Here is a 1,749-nt window from a genome sequence, read left to right on the forward strand (position 1 = left end):
TCTTCGAGACACTCAATCTCAAGGCGAGGTTGCTTGTAAGTGTGGGTTCCGTCCAGGATTCCAACTTCGGAGAACAGAGTTGGGAGATCGGAATTCTCGATCTCGGAGCGCCGCATCTTGCAATCGGTGGCGGATTCCAGGTTATGACACCGATTTCGGATAAGGTCATCCTAAACGGATTTGCAAGGGGCTATAGAGTGAAGGATTACCAGACCCGACAGGAAGGTGATTTCCCGGGTGGAGATTACTGGCCACTTCCCGAGTTCTTCTCAGTAGGACTTGGAGTGCTATACGAGTTCTGATCAGGGGCTAAAGATACTTATTTGAGAGAGTTTATTTTGGTCGTCTTTGTTCTACTTTTTTCTATCGTTTCTTTAGCGGTAACGGGTTACGACAAATTTATTCATTATTCTGTAAGTTATTCCGCCTATGGCCTTTCAAGTTACTTCTTGGGTGACATAGGCGGTTTTGTTTTCTCCGCCTCTCTCGGGGTGGGAAAGGAAATCTGGGATTGGTTTTCCGGGAAAGGTACGGCGGAGTACGGAGACCTGATAGCCGATTTCGCCGGAATAATCTCCGCTTACAGTCTCACCAAGCGTCTTCCGTTCAGACCCTTGCTAGTATTCGTATTGGTGTTCTAGAATTTAAGCAGCTCTGAAATTTCGTTCTAGTCCAGTAACTCAACGGGAATAGATAGAGAGTGTTTTTTCGCAAGTGAGACAAGTGAGTCTTTTGTCTTCTGGTCTAAATCTATGCCCGAAGTCACAGCTCTCTCTCTTGCCATAGCCTCTTTCTCTCCGTGGTAGTAGATTTTGTTATGACCGTCGGCCTTCTTGCTTGAAACGACCCCATCCACTATGTGTTCGAGATGTTCTATAAGGGAAGATCGATCACCGAAGAGCTCCAGGCTGAAGCATCCGAAGAAGTGAGAGACACCTGCTTGAGAGCCGGAATAAGTTTCGGCACTCCATCTACCCAAAGAGAGACCGGCAGACAAGAGATCGACGAGAAGGGCCATACCATAGCCCTTGTGACCACCAAAATCCTCTTCGGATCCTCCCAAAGGAAGAATACCTCCGGGGTTTCGACTGTTGAAGTTGTTCACAACCCTTCTGGGAGAGGTTGTGTTTCTACCTGTTTCATCCACTGCCCAGCCATTTGGAATATCTCTTTCCACCCTATCGTAAACCTCTAATTTTCCCCTGGTCACAACGCTAGTAGCCATATCCAGTATAAGATTCTTTTTCAGCCCAGGAATTGCTACTGAAAAGGGATTTGTGCCAAGAACGGCCTCCTTCCCGAAAGTCGGAACGACGAGAGGGTAGCTGTTGGTCATTGCTATTCCTATCATCTTTTCTGAAAGCGCTTTTTCGGAATAATAGGCTGAGATGCATAGTGATTCGAGTTTCTAACTGAAACAAGACCAATCATCGATTCTTTCGCTTTTCTTATTGCAAGATCCATCGCGTAGTTGGAAACACATTGTCCTGGACCGCCATTACCGTCAACTGTGGCCGAAACCGGAGTATCATGTACTATCGATGGCTCGGAATCTAGCAGAATATTTCCGCTATCTCTTTCCTTAATGTATCTACCAAGTCTTGCGACACCGTGTGAAGGAATGCCACGCAAATCAGCTTCCAACAAAACGTCCACTATTTCATGAGCGGCCTCTCTGTCGAAATCCTCGGCAAGAAGGATTTCTTCGCAGAGCTTCCTCAGGTTTTCATATGCTACGGGTCTACCCAT

The 1,749-nt window shown here is 46.8% G+C and carries 1 protein-coding gene and 2 pseudogenes; 2 read left to right on the forward strand and 1 reads right to left on the reverse strand.

Annotated features, from left to right (window positions below):
* A pseudogene (locus tag BG32_RS12945) lies at positions 1 to 302 on the forward strand (hypothetical protein); the annotation flags it as partial.
* Positions 303 to 338: 36 nt separating this feature from the next.
* Complete coding sequence (locus BG32_RS12950) at positions 339 to 641, forward strand: hypothetical protein (protein ID WP_014731970.1); 303 nt, start codon at positions 339 to 341, stop codon at positions 639 to 641.
* A 26-nt stretch (positions 642 to 667) separates the two neighbouring features.
* Here the strand turns inward: BG32_RS12950 and BG32_RS12955 are convergent.
* Positions 668 to 1,749, reverse strand: a pseudogene (locus tag BG32_RS12955) (Ldh family oxidoreductase).

It is taken from the genome of Mesotoga sp. HF07.pep.5.2.highcov, from assembly GCF_003666285.1.
Lineage (GTDB): Bacteria > Thermotogota > Thermotogae > Petrotogales > Kosmotogaceae > Mesotoga > Mesotoga prima.